This window comes from Variovorax sp. efr-133-TYG-130 (genome assembly GCF_030208835.1).
Lineage (GTDB): Bacteria > Pseudomonadota > Gammaproteobacteria > Burkholderiales > Burkholderiaceae_C > Variovorax.
This window is the reverse complement of sequence record NZ_JARVTD010000027.1, coordinates 154,647-180,355: the sequence shown is the minus strand read 5'-3', so window position 1 is coordinate 180,355 and position 25,709 is coordinate 154,647. Positions and strand designations below refer to the sequence as shown.

Annotated in this window: 22 protein-coding genes; 19 read left to right on the top strand and 3 right to left on the bottom strand. The window is 65.9% G+C overall.

Annotated features, from left to right (window positions below; genetic code table 11):
* Positions 1-17: 17 nt before the first annotated feature.
* Positions 18-1,280: a putative DNA modification/repair radical SAM protein gene (locus QRN67_RS21880; protein ID WP_285413571.1), complete on the bottom strand. Its 1,263-nt coding sequence runs from the start codon at positions 1,278-1,280 to the stop codon at positions 18-20.
* A gap of 128 nt (positions 1,281-1,408) precedes the next feature.
* Here QRN67_RS21880 and QRN67_RS21875 point away from each other — a divergent pair, with 128 nt between their 5' ends.
* The 4 genes from QRN67_RS21875 (at position 1,409) to QRN67_RS21860 (ending at position 4,336) form a co-directional block, all read left to right on the top strand.
* Positions 1,409-1,783, top strand: a complete 375-nt coding sequence (locus tag QRN67_RS21875) for a Rieske (2Fe-2S) protein (protein ID WP_285413570.1) — start codon at positions 1,409-1,411, stop codon at positions 1,781-1,783.
* Positions 1,784-1,806: 23 nt separating this feature from the next.
* Complete coding sequence (locus QRN67_RS21870; protein ID WP_285413569.1) at positions 1,807-2,400, top strand: YbhB/YbcL family Raf kinase inhibitor-like protein; 594 nt, start codon at positions 1,807-1,809, stop codon at positions 2,398-2,400.
* 89 nt (positions 2,401-2,489) lie between these two features.
* Entirely contained in the window at positions 2,490-3,977 is a 1,488-nt protein-coding gene (locus QRN67_RS21865) for a sensor domain-containing diguanylate cyclase (RefSeq protein ID WP_285413568.1), read from the top strand.
* 47 nt (positions 3,978-4,024) lie between these two features.
* Positions 4,025-4,336: a hypothetical protein gene (locus QRN67_RS21860; protein WP_285413567.1), complete on the top strand. Its 312-nt coding sequence runs from the start codon at positions 4,025-4,027 to the stop codon at positions 4,334-4,336.
* On the opposite strand, the gene QRN67_RS21855 is transcribed toward QRN67_RS21860, so the two are convergent.
* Complete coding sequence (locus tag QRN67_RS21855) at positions 4,315-5,226, bottom strand: LysR family transcriptional regulator (protein WP_081270842.1); 912 nt, start codon at positions 5,224-5,226, stop codon at positions 4,315-4,317. The genes QRN67_RS21860 and QRN67_RS21855 overlap by 22 nt on opposite strands.
* A 141-nt stretch (positions 5,227-5,367) precedes the next feature.
* Between QRN67_RS21855 and QRN67_RS21850 the strand changes: the two genes are divergently transcribed.
* The 15 genes from QRN67_RS21850 to QRN67_RS21780 all read left to right on the top strand — a co-directional run bounded on the left by QRN67_RS21850 (position 5,368) and on the right by QRN67_RS21780 (position 22,266).
* Entirely contained in the window at positions 5,368-7,503 is a 2,136-nt protein-coding gene (locus QRN67_RS21850) for a 3-hydroxyacyl-CoA dehydrogenase NAD-binding domain-containing protein (protein WP_285413566.1), read from the top strand.
* Between the two features lie 32 nt (positions 7,504-7,535).
* Positions 7,536-8,726 carry an acetyl-CoA C-acyltransferase gene (locus QRN67_RS21845; protein ID WP_081270840.1) on the top strand — a complete coding sequence of 397 codons (1,191 nt, stop codon included), beginning with the start codon at positions 7,536-7,538 and terminating at the stop codon, positions 8,724-8,726.
* Between the two features lie 10 nt (positions 8,727-8,736).
* On the top strand, positions 8,737-9,945 hold the full coding sequence (locus QRN67_RS21840) for an acyl-CoA dehydrogenase family protein (RefSeq protein ID WP_081270839.1): 1,209 nt from the start codon (positions 8,737-8,739) through the stop codon (positions 9,943-9,945).
* Positions 9,946-9,957: 12 nt separating this feature from the next.
* On the top strand, positions 9,958-11,112 hold the full coding sequence (locus tag QRN67_RS21835) for an acyl-CoA dehydrogenase family protein (RefSeq protein ID WP_285413565.1): 1,155 nt from the start codon (positions 9,958-9,960) through the stop codon (positions 11,110-11,112).
* Positions 11,109-11,936, top strand: a complete 828-nt coding sequence (locus tag QRN67_RS21830; protein WP_285413564.1) for an oxepin-CoA hydrolase, alternative type — start codon at positions 11,109-11,111, stop codon at positions 11,934-11,936. Before QRN67_RS21835 ends, QRN67_RS21830 begins: the two co-directional genes overlap by 4 nt.
* Positions 11,937-11,997: 61 nt before the next feature.
* The gene (locus tag QRN67_RS21825; protein WP_285413563.1) at positions 11,998-13,206 is read left to right on the top strand and encodes a CaiB/BaiF CoA transferase family protein; all 1,209 of its coding nucleotides are present in this window, start codon (positions 11,998-12,000) and stop codon (positions 13,204-13,206) included.
* A 40-nt stretch (positions 13,207-13,246) separates the two neighbouring features.
* The gene (locus tag QRN67_RS21820) at positions 13,247-14,236 is read left to right on the top strand and encodes a Bug family tripartite tricarboxylate transporter substrate binding protein (RefSeq protein ID WP_285413562.1); all 990 of its coding nucleotides are present in this window, start codon (positions 13,247-13,249) and stop codon (positions 14,234-14,236) included.
* A 55-nt stretch (positions 14,237-14,291) separates the two neighbouring features.
* Positions 14,292-16,244 (top strand): acyl-CoA synthetase, encoded by a 1,953-nt coding sequence (locus QRN67_RS21815; RefSeq protein ID WP_285413560.1) that lies wholly within the window; start codon positions 14,292-14,294, stop codon positions 16,242-16,244.
* Positions 16,245-16,279: 35 nt separating this feature from the next.
* Positions 16,280-17,281 (top strand): Bug family tripartite tricarboxylate transporter substrate binding protein, encoded by a 1,002-nt coding sequence (locus QRN67_RS21810; protein ID WP_285413559.1) that lies wholly within the window; start codon positions 16,280-16,282, stop codon positions 17,279-17,281.
* 50 nt (positions 17,282-17,331) lie between these two features.
* Complete coding sequence (locus QRN67_RS21805) at positions 17,332-18,081, top strand: electron transfer flavoprotein subunit beta/FixA family protein (RefSeq protein WP_106935764.1); 750 nt, start codon at positions 17,332-17,334, stop codon at positions 18,079-18,081.
* Between the two features lie 147 nt (positions 18,082-18,228).
* A complete protein-coding gene (locus tag QRN67_RS21800; protein ID WP_106935765.1) occupies positions 18,229-19,161 on the top strand; it encodes an electron transfer flavoprotein subunit alpha/FixB family protein in 933 nt (310 codons plus the stop codon).
* An 18-nt stretch (positions 19,162-19,179) separates the two neighbouring features.
* On the top strand, positions 19,180-20,151 hold the full coding sequence (locus QRN67_RS21795) for an NAD(P)H-dependent flavin oxidoreductase (RefSeq protein WP_081270846.1): 972 nt from the start codon (positions 19,180-19,182) through the stop codon (positions 20,149-20,151).
* Between the two features lie 417 nt (positions 20,152-20,568).
* Positions 20,569-20,838 (top strand): hypothetical protein, encoded by a 270-nt coding sequence (locus tag QRN67_RS21790; RefSeq protein WP_285413547.1) that lies wholly within the window; start codon positions 20,569-20,571, stop codon positions 20,836-20,838.
* A gap of 365 nt (positions 20,839-21,203) precedes the next feature.
* Positions 21,204-21,698 (top strand): toll/interleukin-1 receptor domain-containing protein, encoded by a 495-nt coding sequence (locus tag QRN67_RS21785; protein WP_285413546.1) that lies wholly within the window; start codon positions 21,204-21,206, stop codon positions 21,696-21,698.
* Positions 21,699-21,735: 37 nt separating this feature from the next.
* The gene (locus QRN67_RS21780; RefSeq protein WP_285413544.1) at positions 21,736-22,266 is read left to right on the top strand and encodes a hypothetical protein; all 531 of its coding nucleotides are present in this window, start codon (positions 21,736-21,738) and stop codon (positions 22,264-22,266) included.
* 50 nt (positions 22,267-22,316) lie between these two features.
* On the opposite strand, the gene QRN67_RS21775 is transcribed toward QRN67_RS21780, so the two are convergent.
* Positions 22,317-25,274 carry a KAP family NTPase gene (locus QRN67_RS21775; protein ID WP_285413542.1) on the bottom strand — a complete coding sequence of 986 codons (2,958 nt, stop codon included), beginning with the start codon at positions 25,272-25,274 and terminating at the stop codon, positions 22,317-22,319.
* Positions 25,275-25,709 lie beyond the last annotated feature (435 nt).

Genomic DNA, 25,709 nt, shown 5'->3' with positions numbered 1-25,709 from the left:
CTTGCTCCCGGCCCAGCTCAGAACAGCGCCGCCTGCGCCGCCTGCGCCGGCTGCACTGCGGGAACTGCGGCGGCCATGGCGCCCGCCGCCGGCCGGTGCCCGTCGGCCACCACGAACGGCAGCACCTTGCGCGAGGGCACGTGCAGCCGGCGCAGATCGTCGGCGCGCACCCGGCGCACGCGGCGCGCCTGCAGCAGGCGCTCGACCGCCTTCACGCCCAGGCCCGGCACGCGCAGCAGCATCTCGCGCGGGGCGTGGTTCAGGTCGACGGGGAAACGCTCGGCGTGCGCCAGCGCCCAGGCCAGCTTGGGGTCGACGTCCAGCCGCAGCAGGCCGTCGGGCGCGGCCACGATCTCCTGGTGCTCGAAGCCGTAGAAGCGCATGAGCCAGTCGGCCTGGTAGAGCCGGTGCTCGCGCATCAGCGGCGGCGCCACCAGCGGCAGCGCGCGGGCGGCATCGGGAATGGGGCTGAAGGCCGAGTAGTACACGCGCTTGAGCTTGTAGGCGCCGTACAGCGTGGCGCTCGACGCGAGGATGTGGCGGTCGTCGGTGGCGTCGGCGCCCACGATCATCTGCGTGCTCTGGCCGGCGGGCGCGAACGGCGGCGGCTTGGCGGCGGCGGGGGCCGCGCCGGGCAGCGCGCGGATCGGCACCACGCGGCGCGCCTCCTCGCGCGTGTCGTCGATGCGCAGGCGCAGCCGCGCCATGGAGCGGCGGATGGCGCTTTCGTTCTTCTCGGGCGCCAGCGCCTGCAGGCCCTCGGTGGTGGGCATCTCGACGTTGATGCTGAGCCGGTCGGCATAGCGGCCGGCGCGCGCCAGCAGCTCGTCGCTGGCGTCGGGGATGGTCTTCAGGTGGATGTAGCCGCGGAAGTCGTGCTCCTCGCGCAGCACGCGCGCCACCTCGACCACCTGCTCCATGGTGTGGTCGGGCGACTTGATGATGCCGCTCGACAGGAACAGGCCCTCGATGCAGTTGCGCCGGTAGAAGTCGAGCGTGAGCTGCACCACCTCTTCGACGCGGAAGCGCGCGCGCGGCACGTTGCTCGACGCGCGGTTCACGCAATACAGGCAGTCGTACTGGCAGTGGTTGGTGAGCAGCACCTTCAGCAGCGAGATGCAGCGGCCGTCGGGCGCGTAGCTGTGGCATATGCCCGCGCCCTCGGTGGAGCCGATGCCGCGGCCGCCCACCGAGTCGCGCGGCTGCGAGCCGCTGGATGCGCAGGAGGCGTCGTACTTGGCGGCGTCGGCCAGGATGGCGAGTTTGCGATGGATGTCCACGGGAGACCTCTTGGTTACTGTATGAATATACAGTCATCGGCCGTTCCAAAGGCTGCGATTTGTAAGCGGGCCGGCTGCACCGGCGCGTCGTTGCGCCGCCCTCCAACCTTGGCTACCCTCGCTGCCAGATGACCGACGACCTGACAGCACCCGCCTCCGCCCCCGCGCCCTCCCCCGCTCCCACGCCAATTTCCACCGCGCTTGCCGCCGATCGCATCGCGGTCATGTTCACCGCACTGGACGGCACCCCCGCCTTCGCCGTGCGCTGGCAAGACGGCGTGTACGCCTACATCAACCAGTGCCCCCACGCGGGCGGGCCGCTCGACTTCGAAGGGCAGATCATCGAAAGCTCGGGCCGCTTCCTGATGTGCGCGCGGCACGGCGCGATCTTCGAGCCCGACACCGGCAGGTGCGTGGGCGGCCCGTGCAAGGGCGCCAGCCTCGTGCCGGTGGCGGTTCACGAGCGGCCCGACGGCAGCATCTGGCAGGGCCAGGCCGAATGAACACAACCTTCAAGGAGAACCCTATGCGCAAGAACACCCGGCCTCACCCCCTCGCCCTGTCGGTCGCGGCGCTGGCCCTCGCCGGCGTGCTGGCGGGCTGCACCGGCATGGCGGCCGGCACCGGCGGCAAGGCTTCCACGGGCATGAGAGTGGCGTCCGCAGCCTTCGCCGACAACGGCGTGATCCCGGCCGAGCATGCCGGCGCGGGCGAGTGCGGCGGCAGGAACATTTCTCCGCCGGTGGCCTGGAGCAACCTGCCGGCCAAGACCCGGTCGGTCGCCGTGCTGGTGTTCGACCCCGACGGCGCGGCCGGCCTCGGCGTGTCGCACTGGGTGGCCTACAACATCGCGGCCGAGCGCGGCGAGCTCAAGGCGGGCGAAGGCCAGGCGGGCTCCAACTTCAACTTCACCATGGGCCCGAACGTGGCCGGTGCGCCGGCCTATCGCGGCATGTGCCCGCCGGTGGGCGACCGGCCGCACCATTACGTGCTGACCGTGGTCGCCACCGACCTGGCGCCCGGCAGCCTGCCGGCCGGTCTCGGGCGCGACGCGCTGCTGGCCGCGCTCAAGGGCCATGCGCTGGGCGGACAGAGCGTGGTGGGCCTCTACAGCCGCTAAAGCCCTCGGGCTGCCGGGTAATAATCAGGCTCCCGATCTGCCGGCGGCCCGTCAGCCATGGCTGCAGCCGCTTTTCCGAAAGCCCATCGATGGCCCTGACCGCCGCCGCGTCCGACGTTGCCCCGTCATCCGAACTCGACGCCATGTTCGACCTGGCGCCCGTCTCCCTCTGGATCGAAGACTACAGCGGCCTCAAGCGCAAGCTCGACGGCTGGCGCGCCGAAGGCGTCACCGACCTGGTGGCGTACCTGTCGGAAAACCCGGGCCGCGTGAGCGAATGCATGGCGCTGCTGAAGGTGCTGCGGGTCAACCAGCACACCCTGAAACTCTTTGCCGCCGACAGCCAGCAGACCCTGCTCGATTCTCTGGACCGCGTGTTCCGCGGCGACATGTCGGCCACCGTGGTGCACGAGCTCGACCAGCTATGGCGCGGCCAGCTCACCTTCGAGAGCGAAACGGTCAACTACGCCCTGGACGGCCGGCGGCTCGACGTGCGCGTGCGCGCCCGCGTGCTGCCCGGCCATGAAGCCACCTGGGAGCGCGTGCTGGTCTCGCTCGACGACGTGACCGAGCGCGTGGCCGCGCAGCGCCTGCGCGACGAAAGCGCCACCTACGCGCGCAGCCTGTTCGAGCGCTCGCCGGTGTCGCTGTGGGTGGAAGACTTCAGCGCCGTGCGCGCGCTGCTGCAGAGCATCCGCGCGCGCGGCATCACCGACTTCGCCACCTTCATCAAGGTGCACCCCGAGTTCGTCACCCGCTGCATGCAGGAGATCCGCGTCATCGACGTGAACCGCGAAACGCTGCGCATGTTCGGCGCGCCCGACCTGCAGACCCTGCTGGGCAGCCTCTCGCGCATCTTCCGCGACGAGATGCGCGAATCCTTCGCCGAGCAGCTGCAGGACCTGTGGAACGGCAAGACCGTGCAGCACCGCGAGGTGCTCAACTACTCGCTGTCGGGCGAGGTGCTGAACATCCACATGCAGTTCGCGGTGCAGGACGACCGGCTCGACACCTGGGACCTGGTGCTGGTGTCGCTGGTCGACATCACCGCGCGCAAGAAGGCCGAGGCCTACCTGGAATACCTGGGCAAGCACGACGTGCTCACGCAGCTGTGCAACCGCACCTATTTCACCGAGGAGCTCACCCGCCTCGCGCGCAAGGGCCCGTGGCCGGTGTCGATCGTGGCCATCGACCTGAACGGGCTGAAGCAGCTCAACGACCAGGAAGGCCACGCCGCCGGCGACTCGCTGCTGCGCCGCATGGGGGAGGTGCTGGACAAGGCCGTCGACCCGCCGGCTTGGCCCGCGCGCATCGGCGGCGACGAGTTCGCGGTGCTGCTGCCCATGACCGACGAGCGCGGCGCCGAAGCCATGCGCGAGCGCATCCTCACGCTGCTGGAAATGAACAACCAGTTCCACGCCGGCCAGAGCGGCCATGCGCTGAGCCTCGCGATGGGCCTGGCGACCTGCCACGCGGGCGAGTCGCTGGAATCGGCACTGCAGCGCGCGGACCGGGCGATGTATGTCGACAAGGCGCGGCACTACGAAGGCTCGCCGGGGGATCGGCGGCGGGCCTGAGCTGGCGATGCGGTAGTCTGCGGGGGTCGTGATTTCCTGAGGAATCCATGCCCCTTGAAGCGCTTGCCGAAGTTCTTATCCGGCCAGTCGTCGAATTCGTGCTGCAGCCCATCGCCGAGGGTTTGATGCACGCGGTCGGCTATCTCACTGGCGTGGTGGTGGTGCCGTTGGTCACGCTGGGCCACGTCGTCGTCGAGCAGCCGAAAGGAGGCCACGAAATTCCCCCCGGAAAATACTGGGCCCGGTCTCCCGGCGGGCGCATCGTTCTGGATGCGGACTGGGGCACGGTGGTCGGCGTGCTCACCTGGGTCCTGGTCGGCGTTGCCGCCGCCGTGGTCTATTGCAACTCCGGTCCCTGACCCGGCACCCGCACCCGCTCCAGCACGAAATCGATGAACGTCCGGATCGCCCGCGTGTGCTGGCGGTTCGGCATGTAGAGCATGAACATCTGCGTGCCGAAGATGGACAGGCGCCAGTCGTCGAGCGTGGTCACGACGTCGCCGCGGCGCACGTCTTCCTGCACCACGTAGTCGGGCACGAGGCCGATGCCCAGGCCGGCGAGGATGGCCTGGCGCAGGAACAAGAAGTTTTCCGAGATCAGCGTCGGCTCCAGGATCACCTCGCGACGGGTCTCGCCCTGGTACGCCGACACGCGCAGCTGCCGCCCGATGACGGCGGCAGTGACCACCGGTGCGCCCTGCAATGCGTCGAGCTGCACCGGCAGCGGATTCTTCGCCGCGTATTCCGCCGAGGCGCAGGCCACGTAGCGCACCGGCCCCATCGCGCGCGCCACCAGGTTCTGCGGCGGCTCGGGGATCACGCGGATGGCGATGTCGACCTCGTCGCGCAGCAGGTCCTCGATGCGGTTCTCGAACACCACGTCGAGCACGATGCCGGGGTACTGGCGCTTGAAGTCGATGAGCCAGTCGGCCATGACCAGTTGCCCGTAGCCGCTGGGCACGCTCAGCCGCACGCGGCCCTGCAGGCCCTGGCCCAGCGTGGTGACCGACTCGCGCGCCGCCAGCAGTTCGCCCTGGATCGCCACGCCGTGCTGGTAGAGCCGCAGGCCGATCTCGGTCGGCTCGGCGCGCCGGGTGGTGCGCCGTACCAGCTGCGCGCCCACCGAGCGCTCCAGCTGGTTCAGGTGGTAGCTGACGTTGGCGCGCGTCATCTTGAGCCGGCGGGCCGCCGCGCTCAGGTTGCCGGCATCGAGGATTTCCACCAGCAGGGTGAGCGATTGCAGGTCCATGCACCCGATTGTGTCAAAAATCCTTTGACAGTCTGTCAACCGCCTATGCAATTGTCAAAGCGGGGATACCGGCCAAGAATGCTTGGTTCACCCCAGAGCCTCGAACCCGCACGGTTCGCAACGCACGAGACAAGCAAGCACATGGCCACCAACACTCCCAGCCCTTCCACGTCCACCGGTCCCGTCACCTTCGAGCGTCGAGGCGACGTTTTCGTGGTGACCATCGACAACCCGCCCGTCAACGCCCTGGGCGTGGACGTGCGCCGCGGCCTCGTGGCCGCCATCGACGCGGCGGAGGCCGACGGCGCCGCCAAGGCGGTGCTGATCGCCGGCGCGGGCCGCAACTTCATCGCGGGCGCCGACATCCGCGAATTCGGCAAGACGCCGCAGCCGCCGTCGCTGCCGGAGGCCTGCCTGAAGATCGAGAACTGCACCAAGCCGGTGGTTGCCGCCATCCACGGCGCCGCGCTCGGCGGCGGGCTGGAAGTGGCGCTGTCGGCGCACTACCGCATCGCATCGCCCACCGCCAAGCTGGGCCTGCCCGAAGTGGCGCTGGGCCTGCTGCCCGGCTCGGGCGGCACGCAGCGCGCGCCGCGCCTCATCGGCGTGAAACCCGCGCTCGAACTCATGCTCAGCGGCCGCCATGCGGGCGCCAAGGAAGCGCTGTCGCTCGGCCTCGTCGACCGCCTCGGCACCGACGCCGACGCGCTGGCCGAAGGCCTGGCCTACGCGAATGAATTGGTCGCCGCCAACGCGCCGGTGCGCCGCACCCGCGACGCCGGCGCGCTGGCAGACAAGGAAGCCAGCCGCGCCGCGCTCGAAGCCGCGCGCACCGACACCGCCAAGAAGAGCCGCGGCCTGTTCTCGCCGATGAAGATCATCGAAGCCGTCGAAGCCGCGCTCACGCTGCCCTTCGACGAAGGCATGGCGCTGGAGCGCAAGCTGTTCCTGCAGTGCATCGACAGCCCGCAGCGCGCCGGCCTGATACACGCCTTCTTCGCCGAGCGCGAAGTGCTGAAGGCGCCCGAGACCAAGTCGGCCAAGCCGCGCGCGCTGGAGTCGGCCGGCATCGTCGGCGGCGGCACCATGGGCGCGGGCATCGCGGTGGCCATGCTCGACGCCGGCATGCCGGTGACCATGATCGAGCGCGACGACACGCAGCTCGCACGCGGCCGCGCCAACGTGGAGAAGGTGTACGACGGCCTCATCAAGAAGGGCCGCATGACGCCCGAGGCCAAGGCAGCCGTGATGGCGCGCTTCTCCGGCTTCACCAGCTACGACGCGCTCGCCAGCGTCGACATCGTGGTGGAAGCCGTGTTCGAGGAAATGGGCGTCAAGAAGGCCGTGTTCGCCGAACTCGACCGCGTGTGCAAGCGCGGCGCGGTGCTGGCCACCAACACCTCGTACCTGGACATCGACGAGATCGCCGCCAGCATCTCGCGCCCGCAGGACGTGGTGGGCCTGCACTTCTTTTCGCCCGCCAACATCATGAAGCTGCTGGAGATCGTGGTGCCCGCCAAGGTGAGCGCCGACGTGGTCGCCACCGGCTTCGAGCTGGCGAAGAAGCTCAAGAAGGTGCCGGTGCGCGCCGGCGTGTGCGACGGCTTCATCGGCAACCGCATCCTGGCCGTGTACCGCCAGGCCGCCGACCACATGATGGAAGACGGCGCCTCGCCCTACCAGATCGACGAAGCGGTGCGCAACTTCGGCTACCCGATGGGCCCGTTCCAGGTGTCCGACCTGGCCGGCGGCGACATCGGCTGGGCCACGCGCAAGCGCAAGGCCGCCACGCGCGACCCCGAGGCGCGCTACGTGCAGATCGCCGACCGCATCTGCGAACGCGGCTGGTTCGGCCAGAAGACGCAGCGCGGCTACTACCTGTACCCCGAAGGCGCTCGCACCGGCGTGCCCGACCCCGAGGTGCTGGCCATCATCGACGCCGAGCGCGAGCGCGCCGGCATCAAGCCGCGCGCCTTCACCGAAGAAGAAATCATGCGCCGCTACATGGCCGCGATGGTCAACGAAGGCGCCAACGTGGTGCTGCAGCGCATCGCGCTGCGCCCGCTGGACGTGGACGTGACCTTCCTCTACGGCTACGGCTTCCCGCGCCACCGCGGCGGCCCGATGAAGTACGCCGACACCGTGGGCCTGCCCAAGGTGCTGGCCGACATCCGCGAATTTGCCAAGGAAGACCCGATCTTCTGGAAGCCGTCGCCGCTGCTGGTGCAGTTGGTCGAACGCGGCGCCGATTTCGCCAGCCTCAATCAATCCGAGTAACCACAGAGCCAGCCCTCCAGGAGACACACCCCATGCGTGAAGCCGTCATCGTTTCCACCGCCCGCACCCCGCTCACCAAGGCGCACCGCGGCGAATTCAACATCACCCCCGGCCCCACGCTGGCGGCCTTCGCCGTGAAGGCGGCGGTGGAACGCTCGGGCCTGGACCCCGCGCTGATCGAGGACGCCATCCTCGGCTGCGGCTACCCCGAAGGCACCACCGGCCGCAACATCGCGCGCCAGGCCATCATCCGCGCGGGCCTGCCGATCGGCATTGCCGGCACCACGGTGAACCGCTTCTGCGCCTCGGGCCTGCAGGCAATTGCCATGGCCGCGGGCCGCATCGTGGTGGACGGCGCGCCGGCCATGATCGCGGGCGGCGTGGAAAGCATCTCGCAGATCCGCTCGCGCAGCGCCACCGATGCCGGCGACAGCGGCATGGACCCGTGGATCGTCGAGCACAAGCCCGAGCTGTACATGGCGATGATCGAAACGGCCGACATCGTGGCCAAGCGCTACAACATCAGCCGCGAGGCGCAGGACCGCTTCTCCGCCGAGAGCCAGCGCCGCACCGAAGAAGCGCAGATCGCCGGCCGCTACAAGGACGAGATCGTCGCCTGCACTACCACCATGGCCGTGACCGACAAGGAGACGAAGGAAGTCACCTACCGCGAAGTGACGGCCACGGAAGACAACTGCAACCGCCGCGGCACCACCTACGAAGCGCTCGCCAAGCTCAAGCCCGTGATGGGCGAGGACAAGTTCGTCACCGCCGGCAATGCCTCGCAGCTGTCCGATGGCGCATCGGCCTGCGTGCTGATGGAAGCCAAGGACGCCGAGCGCGCCAACATCAAGGCGCTGGGCGCCTTCCGTGGCCTCGCGGTGGCCGGTTGCGAGCCCGACGAGATGGGCATCGGCCCGGTGTTCGCGGTGCCCAAGCTGCTCGCGCGCCACGGCCTTAAGGTGCAGGACATCGGCCTGTGGGAACTCAACGAAGCCTTCGCCTCGCAGTCGATCTACTGCCAGGACAAGCTGGGCATTCCGTCGGAACTGCTCAACGTGAACGGCGGCGCCATCTCCATCGGCCACCCCTTCGGCATGACCGGCGCGCGCCTCGCGGGCCATGTGCTCATCGAAGGCAAGCGCCGTGGCGCGAAGTACGCCGTGGTCACGATGTGCATCGCCGGCGGCATGGGCGCTGCCGGCCTGTTCGAAATCTATTGAGGAGCCCGCGATGGACCTGAACTTCACGACCGAAGAAGAAGCCTTCCGCAGCGAAGTGCGCGCCTTCCTGGCCGCCAGGCTGCCGGTGCGGCTGTCCGAGAAAGTGCGCAGCGGCAAGATCCTCGAGAAGGCCGACATGCAGGAATGGCACGCCATCCTCAACGAGCGCGGCTGGCTCGCCAACCACTGGCCCGAGCAGTACGGCGGCCCGGGCTGGACGGCGGTCGAGAAGTTCATCTTCGAGAACGAATGCGCGCTGGCCTTCGCGCCGCGCATCGTGCCCTTCGGCGTGAACATGCTGGGGCCGGTGCTCATCAAGTACGGCAACGAAGCGCAGAAGCAGCATTGGCTGCCGCGCATCCTGAACGGCGCCGACTGGTGGTGCCAGGGCTATTCGGAACCCGGCGCGGGCTCCGACCTGGCGGCGGTGAAGACCTCGGCCGTGCGCGGCATCGACGCGCAGGGCGACCACTACATCGTGAACGGCCAGAAGACCTGGACCACGCTGGGCCAGCACGCCAACATGATCTTCTGCCTGGTGCGCACCAACCGCGAGGCGAAGAAGCAGGAAGGCATCAGCTTCCTGCTGATCGACATGACATCGCCCGGCGTGGAAGTGCGCCCGATCATCACGCTCGACGGCGAGCATGAGGTGAACGAGGTGTTCTTCTCCGACGTGCGCGTGCCCGCCGAGAACCTCGTGGGTGAAGAGAACAAGGGCTGGACCTGCGCCAAGTACCTGCTGACCTACGAGCGCACCAACATCGCGGGCGTGGGCTTCTCGGTGGCCGCGCTCGAACAGTTGAAGGGCATTGCCGCCACGCAGACGAAGAACGGCAAGCCGCTGGCGGAAGACCCGGCCTTTGCGGCACGCATGGCGCGCGTCGAGATCGACCTGGAGAACATGAAGACCACCAACCTGCGCGTGATCGCGGCGGTGGCCGGCGGCGGCGTGCCGGGCGCGGAAAGCTCGATGCTGAAGATCCGCGGCACCGAGATTCGCCAGGAGATTTCTTCGCTGGCCCGCCGCGCGATGGGCGTGTACGGCCGCCCCTTCATCGCCGAGGCGCTGAAGGACGGATTCACCGGCGAGACCTTCGGCCCCGATTACGCATCGGCCGCCGCCTCGCGCTACTTCAACAACCGCAAGCTGTCGATCTTCGGCGGCTCGAACGAAATCCAGAAGAACATCATCTCCAAGATGATCCTCGGGCTGTAAAGGAGACATGCCATGAACTTCGAACACACCGAAGACCGGCGCATGCTCGCCGACAGCCTGAACCGCTTCATCAGCGAGCAGTACGCGTTCGACGCGCGCGACCGCATCGCGAAGTCGCAGCACGGGTTCAGCAAGGAAATCTTCCAGCAGTTCGCCGAACTGGGCGTGATCGGCGCGCTGTTCAGCGAGGCCGATGGCGGCTTCGGCGGCGGCGGCTTCGACATTGCCGTGGTCTTCGAGGCACTGGGCCGCGGCCTGGTGGTCGAGCCGATGCTGGGCGCGGTGATGGTCGGCGAGGCGCTCAGCGCCGCCGGCACCGATGTGCAGAAAGAAAAGCTCGCGGACATCATCAACGGCGTGACCGTGGCGGCCTTCGCGCACGACGAGGCCGACACGCACTACGAACGCACGCGCGTGGCCGCCAGGGCCGAACGCTCCGGCGACGGCTGGGTGCTGCACGGCGCCAAGGCCGTGGTGCCGCAGGGCGAGCAGGCCGACCTGTTCCTGGTCTCGGCCCGCACCTCGGGCAACGTGGAAGACGAAGCCGGCATCTCGCTGTTCCTCGTGCCCGCGAAGACCGCTGGCCTCACGGTGCGCGGCTGCCCCGCCATCGACGGCGGCCGCGTGGCCGAGCTTGCATTCGACGGCGTGAAGCTGGGCGCCGACGCACTGCTCGGCGCCGAAGGCCAGGGCCACGCGACGCTGGAACGCGCCATCGGCCGCGGCGTGCTCGCGCTGTGCGCCGAGGCACTGGGCGCGATGGAAGCCGCCAAGACCGCCACGCTGGAATACCTGCGCACGCGCAAGCAGTTCGGCACGCTGATCGGCAGCTTCCAGGCCCTGCAGCACCGCATGGCCGACCTGCTGCTGGAGATCGAGCAGGCACGCTCGGCCGTCATCAACGCGGCAGCCGCCATCGACACCGGCGAGCGCCTGGCGCGCGAGCGCGCGCTGTCGGCCGCCAAGTTCAGCATCGGCCGCATCGGCGCGCTGGTGGCGCAGGAAAGCATCCAGATGCACGGCGGCATCGGCATGACCTGGGAACTGCCCCTGCCCCACTACGCCAAGCGCCTGGTGATGATCGACCACCAGCTGGGCGACGAAGACCACCACCTGCAGCGCTACATCGCCCTGGGCAAAGAGTGCGGCAAGGAGGTGGCGGCATGAGCGACACGACGAACAAGACAGTGCTGATCTCGCAGGAAGGCGCCGTGCGCATCCTGACCAACAGCAACCCCGCCGCGCGCAACGCGATCACGCCCACGCTGTACGCAGAGCTGAGCGCCGCGCTGGCCGACGCCGAGAAAGACCCCGAGGTGGGCGCCATCGTCTTCACCGGCGCGGGCGATTTCTTCTGCTCCGGCGGCGACCTGAACCTGCTGGCCAAGCGACGCGAGCTTCCGATGGCCGAGCGCCGCCAGATCCTCGAAGGCCTCAACAACCTGATCCGCGCGCTGCGCGATTGCGGCAAGCCGGTGATCGCGGCGGTCGAAGGCGGCGCCGCCGGCGCGGGCCTGTCGATGGCGCTGGCTTGCGACATGCTGGTGTCGGCGCGCGACGCCTTCTTCACCGTGGCCTACGTCAAGGTCGGCCTCACGCCGGACGGCGGCGCCACGGCCTTCCTGGCGGAGTTCGTCTCGCGCCAGGTGCTGACCGAGATGTGCCTCACCGGCGACCGCATGCCGGCAGAGCGCCTGCACGCGCTGGGCGCCGTCAACCGCCTGACCGACAAGGGCGCCGCGCTGGCCGAAGCCATCGCGCTCGCGGCCAAGGTGGCCAGCGGCCCGCAGCGCGCCAGCGCGCGCATCAAGACGCTGTGCCGCCAGGCGCACCACGCCACGCTGGAAGAGCAGCTCGACGCCGAGGCCGTGTTCATGGTCGAGTCGCAGGGCGACGCCGAAGCGGCCGAAGGCATCGGCGCGTTCCTCGGCAAGCGCAAGGCCGACTTCGTGGCGCTGCGCCGCGCCGGCGGCAAGGCGGACGCGTCCTGACACCCGCCCTGCCCGCCCCCTGCGCATGCGCACGGGGCTTTTCGTTTTTCCTGGAGTAGCCATGTCCTCGCTGAATTCCTCGCTGCCGCTTGCCGGCGTGCGCGTCCTCGATCTGTCCCGCATCCTGGCGGGCCCCTGGTGCGGCATGGTGCTGGCCGACATGGGCGCCGAGGTCATCAAGGTGGAGCACCCGGGCCGCGGCGACGACACCCGCGACTGGGGCCTGCGCGTGGGCAAGACCGAGACCGCCTACTTCAACAGCGTGAACCGCAACAAGCGCTCGGTCACGCTCGACCTGCAGACGCCCGAAGGCCAGCAGCTCGCGCGCGACCTGGCGAAGCAGTGCGACGTGGTGATCCAGAACTTCAAGTTCGGCGGCATCGACAAGCTGGGCCTGGGCTACGAGCAGCTGAGCAAGGAGAACCCGGGCCTCATCTACTGCTCGATCTCGGGCTACGACCGCACCGGCCCCGAAGCCGCGCGCCCCGGCTACGACCTCGTCGTTCAAGGCGAAGCCGGCCTGATGGCGCTGAACGGCGAGGCCGACCAGCCGCCGCTGAAGTTCGGCGTGGCGGCTGTGGACCTGTTCACCGGCATGTACTCGGCGCAGGCCATCCTGGCCGCGCTCTACCAGCGCGAGAAGACCGGCAAGGGCCGGCACGTGGAGATGGCGCTGTTCGACTGCGGCCTGATGATCACCGCCTACTACGGCCTCGAGGCGCTGCTCATGGGCGAAGACCCGCCGCGCTACGGCAACTCGCATCCGTCGATCGTGCCGTACGGCGTGTTCGACGCGGCCGACGGCCCGCTGGTCATCACCGTGGGCAACAACGCGCAGTTCGCGCGCTTCTGCACCGAGGTGATCGGCCGGCCCGACCTCGCGGCCGACGAGCGCTTCAAGACCAACATCCTGCGCTCGGCCAACCGCGCGGTGCTGCTGCCCGAGCTGCACGCCGAACTGGCGAAACGCCAGCGCGCCGACCTGCTCGAGAAGCTCACCGCCGCCGGCATTCCGTGCGGCGAGGTGCTGGGCCTGCTGGAGGCGCTGCAGTCGAAGCGCGCCACCGACGCCGGCCTGGTCACCACGCAGCCGCACCCGGTGGCCGGCACGGTCAACGTGCTGGCGCCGCCCTACCGTTTCGATGGCGAGCGCCTGCCGGTGCGCAGCGCGCCGCCCACCCTGGGCGAAGGCACGCACGACGTGCTGAAGTCCCTGCTCGGCCTGTCGGATGAAAAGCTGGCGGCGCTGAAAACGAGTGGCGTCGTCTGAAGAAGACAGGCGTCCGAATTCCCCAAGTAGACAAGACCCAATGGCATCCCTTTCCCTTCGCAGTCCCGTTCGCCGCGCCCTTCTCTCCCTCGCCCTGCCCCTGGTGGCCGGCACCGCCTTCGCACAGGCGTGGCCCGCCAAGCCGATCACGCTGATCGTGCCCTTCCCGCCGGGCGGCCCGACCGACGTGGCCTCGCGCATCGTGGCGCAGAAGATGTCGGTCGCGCTCAAGCAGAACATCGTGATCGACAACCGCAGCGGCGCATCGGGCACCGTGGGCGCCGCCACGGCCGCGCGGGCCGCGCCCGACGGCTACACCTTCGTGATGCTGGCCACGCCCACGCTGCTGGCCTCGCACCTGTACGGCCCCACCGGCTACGACATCTTCAAGAACTTCACGCCCGTGGGCTCGGTGTACGACCTGCCGATCGTGCTGGTGGTGAACCCCAAGTCGCTGCCCGACGTGAACGGCGTGCAGGACCTCATCGCCAAGGCCAAGGCCGAGGGCGGCAAGCTCAACTACACCACCGCCGGCGCAGGCAGCTTCGGCCACCTGACGACCGAACAGCTCAAGACCATCGGCAAGTTCGACATGCAGCACGTGCCCTACCGCGGCAGCGCACCGGCCGTGACCGACCTGATCGGCGGCCAGGTGCCCGCGATGTTCTCCGACCTGGTGGGCGTGCTGCCGCACATCAAGGCCGGCAAGCTGCGCGCCATTGCCGTGGGCTCGGGCAAGCGCGTGAGCCTGCTGCCCGACGTGAAGACGGTGGCCGAGCAAGGCTTCCCCGGCTTCGACGCCACCTCGTGGGGCGGCCTGCTGGCCCCGGCCGGCACGCCCAAGGAAGTGATCGACCGCATGAGCGCCGAGCTGAAGACCGCGCTGGCAGACAAGCAGGTGCAGGAGAAGCTCGAGAGCGTGGGCTCCTTCGCGGCCTACCGCACGCCGGCGCAGACGGGCGCGCGCATGCACGAGGACTTCGAGCGCTGGGGCAAGGTCATTCGAGACAACCACATCACGAACCAGTAAAACGAACCGGGCCGGCAGGGCCCGGCACCGCGGCGGCACCAAGGAGACAAAAGACATGACAGGCAAGCACGAAAACAACTACGGCACCCCGGTCGGCGCACCGTTTCGCCCGGCCCTTCCCGTGCGCAGCCTCGCGGACATCCGCAAGCTCGAAGAAACGCCGCTCGCGCAGGCGCTCACGGTGCGCAGCACCTACGAGATCTTCCGCAACGCCGGCCATGCCTTCGGCGGCAAGACGGCGCTGACCTTCCTGCGCACCGGCAACCCGGCCGACGAACCCATCCGCTGGTCGTATGCCGAACTGCTCGCGCGCATCCACCAGACCGCGAACATGCTGCACACGCTGGGCGTGGGCCCGCAGGACGCCGTGGCCGTGCTGCTGCCCGGCTGCCTGGAGTACCACCTGGCGCTGTGGGGCGGCGAGGCGGCCGGCATCGTGCAGCCGCTGAACCCGCTGCTCACCGACGAGAAGCTGGTGGCGCTGATGACCGCCGCGCGTGCCAAGGTGCTGATCGCCTACGGCTCGGACAGCGAATCGGGCATGTGGTCGAAGGCCATGCGCCTGCGCGGCCAGGTGCCCACGCTGACCACGGTGCTGCGCGTGGCGCCGCATGACGAAGCCCCCGGCACCGCCGGAGCAATGCCCGAGGGCGTGGCCGAGTTCGACGTGCTGCGCGCCGCGCAACCCGACGACCACCTGGTGAGCGGCCGCGACATCGCGCCGACCGACATCGCCGCGTACTTCCACACCGGCGGCACCACCGGCGCGCCGAAGCTCGCGCGCCACAGCCACGGCGCGCAGGTGTTCACCGCCTGGGCCAGCGTGCAGGTCGCGGGCATGAACGAGCAGGGCATCTCCATCAACGGCTACCCGCTGTTCCATGTGGCGGGCGTGCTGCCGGCTTCGCTGTCGTCGCTGTCGGCGGGCGTGGAAGTGATCATTCCCACCACCTCGCTGCTGCGCAACAAGGAGGTGCTGGCCAACTACTGGAAGCTGGTGGCGCGCTACCGCCCTACCTCGCTGTCGGCCGTGCCCACGGTGCTCGCGGCGCTGGCCAACGTGCCGCTGGACGGCGCGGACATTTCCTCCATCACTTACTGCCGCACCGGCGCCGCCGTGCTCGCGCCCGAACTGGCCGCGCGCTTCGAGCGGTTGTTCGGCCTGCACGTGCATGAAAGCCTGGGCATGACCGAGATGGCCGGCATCTCGACCATCACGCCGCCGGGCGTGAACGGGCCCGCGGGCTGCGTGGGTTTTCGGCTGCCGTACATGCAGATGCGCGTGGTGGCGCTCGACGAGAACGGCAACGCCACCGACCGCGAGATGCCGCCCGGCGAACAGGGCATGGTGCTGTTCAAGTCGCCCAACGTGTTCTCGGGCTTCGTGGACCCGGCCGACAACGCCAAGGCCTTCACCGCCGACGGCTGGCTCGCCACCGGCGACCTGGGCTGGATCGACAGCGAAGAGCGGCTCAACCTCACGGGCCGCTCGAAGGACCTGATCATCCGCAGCGGCCACAACATCGACCCCAAGACCATCGAGGACGCGCTGGGCGCGCACCCCGCCGTGCAACTGTGCGCCGCCGTGGGCGCGCCTGATGCCTACGCTGGCGAGCTGCCGGTGATCTTCGCGACGCTGGTGCCCGGCGCATCGGCCACCGAAGAAGAGCTGCTGGCCTTCACCGCCGCGCGCGTGGACGAGGCGCCCGCGCGGCCCAAGTGGGTGTCGGTGATCGAGACCATGCCGATGACCAACGTCGGAAAAATCTACAAGCCCGAGCTGCGCGCAATGGCCGCGCGGCACGTGGTGGCCGCGACGGTGGCCGAGGCCTGCGCCGCACTCGGCGTGCCGGAGGCGGCGCGCCCGGTGGTGAAGACCGAAGGCGAGAGCCTGGTGCGCGTGCTGATCGACGAGGCAGCGGCCGGCGCGCTCGCCGCGCCGCTGCGCGAGCGGCTGCAGGCGGCGCTGGAGCCGCTGCCCTTCAAGACGCGCATCTCGCCGCAATGACCCCTTTCAAAACCAAGACCGAGAGACAGAGACAAGTGACGACCTTCCGCCTTCCGACCCGCCGCGCCCTGCTGTGCGCCGCCGCTTCCGCCGCCACGCTGTGCGCGCTGCCCCATGCGCAGGCACAGGGCACGTACCCGAACAAGCCGATCCGCATGGTCGTGCCCTTCGCCGCGGGCGGCGCCACCGACGTGCTGGCGCGCGTGATCGGCCAGAAGATGTCGGCCGGCATGGGCCAGCCCGTCGTCATCGACAATAAGCCGGGCGCGGCCGGCATCATCGGCACCGACGCGGTCGCCAAGTCGCCGGCCGACGGCTACACCATCGTGCTGGGCCTGAGCAACTCGCTCATGACCAACGAGTTCCTCTACGACAAGCTGCCCTACGACACGCAGCGCGACCTCACGCTGGTCTACCAGATCGCGATGGCGCCGCTGGTGCTGGTGGTGCACCCCAGCGTGCCGGTGAAGACCGGGCCCGAGCTGCTGAAGTACGTCACCGCCAACAAGGGCAAGGTGGCCTACGGTTCTTACGGCGTGGGCGCCTACCCGCACCTGGCCGGCGCGCACATGAGCCTTGCCACGCACGCCGACATGAACCACGTCGCCTACAAGGGCGAGGCGCCGATGATGCAGGACCTGATCGGCGGCCAGATCCAGATGGCCTACGCCAGCGCGCTGGTGGCCAAGCCGCACATCGACTCCGGAAAAATCCGCGCCATCGGCGTGAGCGGCGAGCGCCGCATGAGCACCCTGCCCGACGTGCCCACGCTGGCCGAGCAAGGCCTGAAGGACGAGGCCTACCGCGTGACGGGCTGGCTCGCCATTGCGGTGCCCGCCAGGACGCCCAAGCCCATCGTGGACCGCATCGCCGAAGAAGTGCGCAAGGCCACGCAGCAGCCCGACGTGCGCGAGCGCGTGGCGGCCATGGGCTTCGAGATCAAGGACAGCTCGCCCGAGCTCTTCGCCACCGCCTGGAAGGCGGAGCGCCCGGTGTGGGAGCGGCTCATCAAGCAGTCGGGCGCCAAGCTCGAGTAACCCATTCATTCAGTCATTCGTTCATTTCTTCGTCATTCAAAGGAACAGCCATGAAGGTTCTGGTACCTGTCAAACGGGTCGTCGATTACAACGTGAAGGTGCGCGTGAAGAGCGACGGCACCGGGGTGGACATTGCCAACGTCAAGATGAGCATGAACCCCTTCGACGAGATCGCTGTCGAAGAGGCCGTGCGCCTGAAGGAAAAGGGCGTGGTCACCGAAGTGATCGCCGTGTCTTGCGGTGACGCCAAGTGCCAGGAAACCCTGCGCACCGCGATGGCCATCGGCGCCGACCGAGGCATCCTGGTCGAGACCACCGAAGAGCTGCAGCCCCTGGCCGTGGCCAAGCTGCTGAAGGCGCTGGTCGACAAGGAACAGCCCCAGCTGATCATCCTGGGCAAGCAGGCCATCGACGACGACGCCAACCAGACCGGCCAGATGCTGGCTGCGCTGGCCGACCTGCCACAAGCCACCTTCGCCTCGAAGGTCGAAGTCGCTGGCGACAAGGCCACCGTGACGCGCGAAGTCGACGGCGGCCTGGAAACCATCTCCCTGAGCCTGCCCGCAGTCATCACCACCGACCTGCGCCTGAACGAGCCGCGCTACGTGACGCTGCCCAACATCATGAAGGCCAAGAAGAAGCAGCTGGACACGGTCAAGCCCGAAGACCTGGGTGTGGATGTGAAGCCGCGCCTGAAGACGCTTAAGGTTGCTGAACCGCCGAAGCGCGGTGCCGGCATCAAGGTGCCCGACGTTGCAACGCTGGTGGACAAACTGAAGAACGAAGCGAAGGTCATTTGACTCGCCCCCAGGCTTCGCGCACTTCGTGTCGCTACGCCACCCCCCTACCGGGGGCAACACCAGCGGCCCGGCAAAGCCGGTTCCGCGGTGTTCCCTGAAAAGTCTCGTTGAATCGCGTGCCGCAAATTGCCGCACAGGAGAAATGAAATGACCGCACTTGTTATTGCCGAACACGACCACGCCAGCATCAAGCCGGCTACCTTGAACACCGTGACCGCTGCCCTGGCTTGCGGCGGTGAAGTGCACGTGCTGGTGGCAGGCGCCAATGCCGCCGAAGCCGCCAAGGCAGCCGCCCAGATCGCAGGCGTGACCAAGGTCATCGCCGCCGACAGCCCCAGCCTGGCAGAGAACCTGGCCGAGAACGTCGCAGCCCAGGTGCTGGCGATCGCATCCAACTACAGCCACATCCTGTTCCCCTCGACCGCCAACGGCAAGAACGTCGCTCCGCGCGTGGCCGCCAAGCTGGACGTGGCCCAGATCAGCGACATCACCAAGGTCGACAGCCCCGACACCTTCGAGCGCCCGATCTACGCCGGCAATGCGATTGCCACCGTGCAGAGCAGCGACGCCACCAAGGTGATCACCGTGCGCACGACCGGCTTTGACGCAGCAGCCGCCACCGGTGGCAGCGCAACCGTTGAAACCGCTGAAGGCGTCGCAGACAGCGGCAAGAGCAGCTTCGTTGGCCGTGAAGTGACCAAGAGCGACCGTCCCGAACTGACGGCCGCCAAGATCATCGTCTCCGGTGGCCGTGCGCTGGGCAGCGCCGAGAAGTTCACCGAAGTGATGACGCCGCTGGCCGACAAGCTGAACGCGGGCCTGGGCGCCAGCCGCGCGGCGGTGGATGCGGGCTACGCCCCCAACGACTGGCAAGTGGGCCAGACGGGCAAGATCGTCGCGCCGCAGTTGTACATCGCGGCGGGCATCTCGGGCGCCATCCAGCACTTGGCCGGCATGAAGGACTCGAAGGTCATCGTCGCGATCAACAAGGACGAAGAGGCACCGATCTTCTCGGTGGCCGACTACGGCCTGGTGGCCGACCTGTTCGTGGCAGTGCCCGAACTGGTGAAGGCGCTGTAAGAAAGAGGCCGCCGCAAGATGAAGACCCGCATCACCGAACTGCTCGGCATTCGCTACCCCATCATCCAGGGCGGCATGCAATGGGTGGGCCGTGCCGAGCTGGCCGCGGCCGTGTCGAACGCCGGCGGCCTGGGCATCGTGACCGCGCTCACGCAGCCCACGCCCGACGACCTGCGCAACGAGATCGCGCGCACGCGCACGCTCACCGACAAGCCCTTTGGCGTGAACCTCACGATCCTGCCGGCGGTGAAGCCGCCGCCGTATGCGGAGTATGTGCAGGCCATCATCGACAGCGGCGTGAAGATCGTGGAGACAGCGGGCAACAGCCCGAAGGATTTCATAGAGGCGCTGAAGCGGCATGACGTGAAGATCGTGCACAAGTGCACGTCGGTGCGCCATGCGCTGTCGGCGGAGCGCAATGGCGTGGACGCGGTGTCGGTGGACGGCTTCGAATGCGCGGGCCATCCCGGCGAAGACGACGTGCCCGGCCTGGTGCTGCTGCCGATTGCGGCGCGCAAGCTGCGCATTCCGATCATCGCGTCGGGCGGCATCGCCGATGGTCGCGGCATGGCGGCTGCGCTGGCGCTGGGCGCCGAGGGCGTCAACATGGGCACGCGCTTCTGCGTGACGAAGGAAGCGCCCATTCACGACAACATCAAGCAGGCGCTGGTGGACGCGACCGAGCGCGACACGAAGCTGATGTTCCGCACGATGCGCAACACCGCGCGCGTGTTCCGCAACGCGATTTCCGAAGAGGTGGTGGCCACGGAGAACCGGCCCGGCGGTTGCGAGTTCGAAGAAGTGCGGCCGCTGGTGGCCGGTGCGCGCGGCCGTGCGGCGCTGGAGTCTGGCGAGGTGCAGAACGGAGTGGTGTCGGCGGGGCAGTGCATCGGGCTGATCGACGACATTCCTACCTGCGCTGAACTGCTGGAGCGCATGGTACGTGAGTGCCGGGAGCATCTGGAGCGGGCGCGGTCCTTGATGGGCTGATGCCTTTTGGGTTGCATCGGGGTGCGCTCACGCCGACGGGGTACCTTGCTCCGCGAATGTCCCCCGGCCCTCGGCCTCCTCCTTTATTTCGCTGCGCAAGGCACCCCGCCGGCGTGAGCGTTCAGTGCTGCTGTGGAAGCTGCATTTGTTGGCAGTTGCCGGGACTTCGTGCCGCATCAACCGGCTACTTCTCCGGGTTCTTCTCTAGAGTGAATGCCCCTGTCACTCCACACCCCAACAAGGGAAGCAACACACCCAAGCCACCTACATGTTTGAAGGCTGCTTGCCTCGCGGCAGGTCGTCGGTGCGAAAGCACTGATGCACATGCGAGGTATCAAAAGGCGACGGCCGAGGTGTTACTAGCACCCCGACCGTCTAACCAAGTTCGTGCAATCACCTTGGAAGGAACGCACAAAAATGGCTACCAAGACTATAGCCCGGCCAACTACGCCGGTAGCTTTCGAAGACAACGCCCAATGTGCGGCGGATCTTCTTGAAAACACCCTCTCGCAACTCGAAGCCCTGCTGTGGGTCTGCCACGGCGAAGGCATCGACTGGCACAACGGTGAAGGGCCTCGGCAACTGGACAACCTGCTCTGGCTTGCGGCTGATATGGCTCGCAAGGCGGGGGAGTTGTTTCAGATGAGTGAGAAGGCGCGGCGTGGGGCGCTTGCGACTGGCGGTTAGTGGCTGGGCTGCGACCGCGGGGTTTGGGTATAGATAACTGAACTTATCAATACCCTGTTTTCGGGTTTACAAAACCGACAAATCTCCGGACCATACATTTTCTTCAGCAAAAGCTCTTAGCGACACTTACTTAGAAGGAGTGAGGCTTGGTACGTTGCACAGCACCTTCGCGCGGACACCGCACCGCATCTGCGGCCGCAAACTGCCCGGCATGCAGTTCTCGCAGCCGGTACAACTACGGAGGCGGCTATAGCAGCGGCTACGGCTCCAGTCCGTCGTACGGCTCCGGCAGCAGCTCAAGTGCCCGCAGCGGAGGGAGCGGCGGTAGCGCCCGACCGAGATGGTCGCGCGTCGGATCGACTGTCTTGTACACGCCTACCCAAGTGCAGTCCCTCGCGCCGGTCCGAGAGGCCGTCGAACAGCGGGCCGCTACCCAGCCGGACTTGCGGGACGTGTTCTTGTGCCACGCATGGGGCGACCGTCAAGGAGTTGCCAGAGAGCTGCGCGAGCTGCTTGTGGCCGCCGGTGTCAAAGTCTGGTTCAGCGAGGACGACCTTCCGCTGGGAGTGCCGATGATGCGCGCCATCGACAAGGGCCTCGCTGCATCGCGCATCGGTCTCGTGCTGGTCACGCCTGCGTTGCTGGAGCGTCTGCCAAACGAGAGCGTCGCCGACAAGGAATTGTCGACACTACTCTCGAAGAATTTGCTCTTACCCATCATTCACAACACTACGTTTGAAGCACTGCTTGAAGTCAGCCCGATGCTGGCCTCCCGAAGTGGTTTGAGCACAAAGGAAGACACCATGGCGGTAATCGCCGCCAAGATTGCCGAGTTGGTCCAAGTAATCAAAGCCGCTTAGTCCTGGTCACTTGTATAGCAACGTTTAGGAGCCACAGGTGCCACGATTTTTGGTTTACAAGCGCACGCATCCTCACGATCCGAGCATTGAGGGAGTGTTCGGCAATCAAGATTGCATGGGCCAAGTCCGTGGATTCAACTACGACGTTGTGGTTGGCATTGGCGGCATTGGTGCTGAGGCGCGCAGCCACGGCATCGATAGACGCCTGAACTGGATCGGCATCGGACCGATCCTAGGGCCAGACCACGATAACCGTGGCCACCCGACCTTCACCTTCAAGCATTTCGTGTTGTTGGAGCGCACTGGCGCTTACTTCGACACGCACTGCCCGCGGCTGGCCGAAGCGATGTACGACAGCGGCTGCCGTTTCCGCCTAAACCACACTAACGAGCACATCCAAGAGTTGAACCGGCTGGTGACGTGGGCGAAACGAAAAGCAGGCCCAAGCAGTTTTTACGTCGCGCCTGAACTGCTCGCTGAAGCAAATAACGACGATTGCCTGCGGCCAGATTGCACGCCAACGGGCTGCCCACCGAAACCGCGCCGCCGGCGCGGTGCTGTTTGCTAAAAACTGTTATGGCTGCTGCTGCAACTTGCAGGGCTAGCCCGTTTTGATCCTCAGATTGCGGCTTCCGCCGTATGCGGGGGAACCGGCTCATCGGCTAGCTCATCGAGCACCGCAAACACTCCATCAAGGTCGTCGCGATAAAACGCGGTGTAGCTCGATGTGAAGACGCATCGACCGCTGGCGTGCAGCCCTCTTCCCTTTATATGTTCGCGATGCTGTCGCCAGTAGCGCCCCATCTCCTTGGCATCTAAACCTCCGGGAAGTTCAGCCTTGGTCGCGATGTAGCCCTCCTCATCACTACCCGAAAGGAATGAGTCACTTAGATTCCTAAGACAGTGGTCGAGGAATAGAAGTATGTTGTCCTCGTGGATTTCGGGATTAAAGCAGGTGCCAAATACATAGTCATTCATCGCTCTTGCTATCCCAGCGCCGTCTTCAGCCCCTTCTTCGTCATAGTGCCCACAGCCGACACCGGAACCATTCGGGGGACGCAAATTGCTAAGTTGGTAGATCACGAACAATTTGACGGTTGACCGCGCCGACGCAATGCGCCGGGCTATCGCATTCCCATCTTTCTCAGACCGAGGGTTGAGCGATGCTTCTGTGCTAAACCTTTTAAAGGCTACGCCGAGGAACGCTTCAGCTGGCTCGCCATCTACTTCCGCAAAGAAGTTTCGCCGTGGCCCGATGTAGGTTTGCTTGAACAGCGAGAACACCGCTTGCGACAGCTTCCTCATCCCCGTTAAGGCGAGTGCGCTGACCAGTCCAGACGTTGCGGCCTTCGAATCTTGATTGACGATGAGTGCGGTGTGTAGGTTGTGCAGTTGCCCCTGACGATCAGCAGAGCATTGAAGTCTGAACAGCATGAGGTCATGCCAGCCAAGAACACCACGATCAGGATTTGCAAGTCGCTGAAGCAAACTCTTCCCTCGATAAGCCTGTTCGCCGAAGATCCGCCACGCGATTTCTATGACGTTTTCAGCACTGTTCGGGAAACGTCGCCCAGATGTCCTACTCCAATCCGCCCGATCCAACAGTCGCACCAAAGAATAGATCGATCGCTGACGTAGTCCTCTGTCGTCATTCTCGAACGCGGAGTAACGCGGCAAATACTCAATCAGCGTGTTCAAAGCGTCTTCAGCCAAAACGCCGGTGAAGTCGTGAGACACATTGACTAGTACTCGCCAGAACTGGTCGTGAGCATGCTCTCCTCGCACTAACTCAAAGTCTGGTGACTCTAGTACTGAAGCGATGGGTTCGCCTTTTCGCACTCGTTCTACCGCGTCTTGGTACAGAACAAACGTATCTTGCGGCTCAGGGGTTACGAACCGAACGATGAGTTTAAGGTATGCCTCCAAGTTTCTCAAATCGGTTCTGTTGAAACATGCGCGAGACCTAAGAACTGACTCCTCCATGTTGTCTCCGCTGCCGATTCCCAAGGTTTCGGCGTCAAACAACTGTGTCAGCAAGAACCACGCGGTCGCTTGCAGTTCGTCCTTCAACTGCGCGAATGCCGCAGCATTCTTGAATTCTCGAGCCCCGTACGCGCGCTGCAGTGAGAAAGTTCCGCTTCGACCCTCGGTTTCCTCTGCATAGATACGCCGGAACAACCCCGGATAGTTCAGATGCAGCAACATGAGGTTGATGAGATCGCGCTTGCTGAAGTCGGTTCTGCCCAAGTTGGACTTCTCGATCTGCATCAAGAGCATTGCATTGACGAAGCGCTTCACTTTGCGCAGGTCCCCAACAAGAGGTAGATAGTTCGCGGCCAGGTTGCTATCCAGTATGTCTGCAAGTCCGTTAAGCACCGCTCCGAGCTTAATCATCGTGTCAGACGGCACCGAGCCAAGCTGACTTTCATCGCGCTCCCAATCGCGACGCAAGAAGTCACGAAGACTAGAGCTATCGACGAACAGACTCAGCTTGACTGTCACAAATTTCTCGAGAAACTCGCGTGCCCTAGGACCATCCTCCTTGCTTCCCGCAAGCACTTCAGTGTCATAGCAGAGCACATATGTGGCCTGAGACAGCTTGAACGTCCTCCTCGTTGCGAACAGGACATTGTTTGTGGTCTTCGCGTCCAGACGATCTAAGTCGTCAATGACGATGATCACGCGGCGATCAATGCGGCGGAGAACTTCGTCAATGTCATCAAGCAGTTCATCGACCGTTTCCTGAGAAGGCTCCATCGAGAGCTTGAATCCCAGGAAAGAAAAATCGGCCTTTCCCTTTATGAGTCGTGAATATCGAGATGCCGCAGGTCTGAACTCGGGGACGAAGACTTCACTTTGAATAGCGGCTGACAGATCTCGAATCAAACGTTCCGCGAGATCGGGCTCCGATGCGTAACGAAGCGGCTCAAATCGGCAAACAATGACTTTGTCTGCGGCTTTTTTCCAATAGCGCTCCGCCAGATTAATGAAGCTTGTTTTCCCCACACCCCATGGACCGTCAACTCCAAAAACCAGTCCTGGATGCGCACCGCTTGCAAGAACAGTTTCGGCGAACGACTTGGCCTGCGCTTCGCTTGCAAGCAAATCGTCCTTCTTTTCATCAATCTCCTCGTCTGCGATAAAGCGCAGCTGCGGAGCCCGGACCTTCTTTCTTGGCCAATAGTTCTGCAGGATAGGTGACAGAAGCACGAAGCAGAGAAGGATGAAAATTGCCGGAGCCCAATTTGGATCTGCAGACCTGAATGCCGCGTGCATCTTGACAAGCCAGGGCGAAGCTAGCTCATTTGACCAAACTCCGATTCCCATCGCCACGAACAAATCGATCCGATAGCTCTGCCCAATACGCCTGGCAGTCAAGTGTCCATGTCGTTTGAATGCATAAGCTAGGCAGAGAGCAATCCCGGCCAAGATTCCAGCGACCTTCATCCAGAGCGCAACGTTGAGCAGTCGTGGGGCGAAGTTGGCGCCAAGGTAGAAAGCCAAACGAAAGATCTCCGTTCCCACAAAGCCAACAACGAACATCTTGGCGAAGACCAAGAGTTCAGGCATTTTCATGGTTGGCTTCTTAGCTGCCATCAGTTCATCCTCTGTATATGCTTGGACCGGCCGCCTGCATGGCGGGAATCGCGATGTACCGCGATTCCGTGTAAGCCTAGATCGAGGCATGGATCAAACATGGAAGGATAGCTGCCGCTCGCAAATGTTGGCTTCAGCATTAAAAGTGGATCTCCAAGAAGCACGTCACGAAGAATCTCATTCGATCTGAAGCGAACATTGAGCGCAGTCGTTCAAAGCTGACCCCGGCCAACACCAGGCCTTTGAACTACTACTTCTCCACTGCCCGTGTCTCATGAAAGCACAGCAGTAGGCCCCACATTCATCTGAAATCCGTCGCAGCGGTCGCCGCTTGACTCCCCAGCCGCCCTCCCCGTGCGCAGGGCGCCGGGTGCTCCCCGCAGCGAAATAAAGGAGGAGCCCGAAGGGCGGGGG